Annotated in this window: 1 protein-coding gene; it reads right to left on the bottom strand. The window is 33.0% G+C overall.

Features of this window, described 5'->3' with window-relative positions; translation table 11 throughout:
- Nucleotides 1–667: FAD-binding protein (locus AB4517_RS22750; protein ID WP_372150130.1), on the bottom strand; the 667-nt coding region annotated here is incomplete at both ends.

Raw genomic sequence — 667 nt, 5'->3', positions numbered from 1 at the left:
CCCTTTTTCTTTTTTAATAATGTCATTTAACCTTTTATTACTAGGGTTTTTCCTGTTGTAAAAACGCATTATTTTGTTGTAAAAGAACTTTTGCGTTAACTTATAAACTAACTTGTTTTTGAATGATTTTAGCTCAAAGTGATCATATAAGCTTCTTGGTGCCGTAAAAATACTTCCGAGGTTAGGCATTGCCCACTCTTGATAAATATGCCTTGCTATATGAAATGTTTCAATTTTCTTTTTTATCTCTTCTAATGAAGCATGAGAAAGAGTAAACTCAGCAGATAATATAGTTAAATTGCTATGTTTAAAAATCGAGTTTCTTTTCTCAAAACATAAGTCTTTTTTATTTTTAGTTATTCTCTTTGCATTTTCGTCAAGGTAGGTAACACTAATAAGGTTATCTGAAATCTCATATCCATAAGCACCGGCATTCATTACAATGCCACCACCAATACTTCCCGGAATTCCTTCTAACCCCTCAAACCCACCAAAACCTCGCATGCTCACGTCTCGAACAAAATCAGGTAGTGAGCGTCCAGACTCAACAACTACACTCTGTTCTTTAAATTCGATAGCATCAACAAGTTTAGTTGATACAAATACCCCATAACGAACACTATCATTAAATATTACGTTCGTTGTTTCTCCTATAACTTTTATATCT

Origin of the sequence: Vibrio sp. 10N.222.52.C3 (assembly GCF_041474195.1) — a bacterium.
In the GTDB taxonomy this organism is placed as follows: domain Bacteria; phylum Pseudomonadota; class Gammaproteobacteria; order Enterobacterales; family Vibrionaceae; genus Vibrio; species Vibrio crassostreae_C.
The sequence above is the reverse complement of the archived record's forward strand: the minus strand, read 5'-3'. Positions and strand labels throughout refer to the sequence as shown.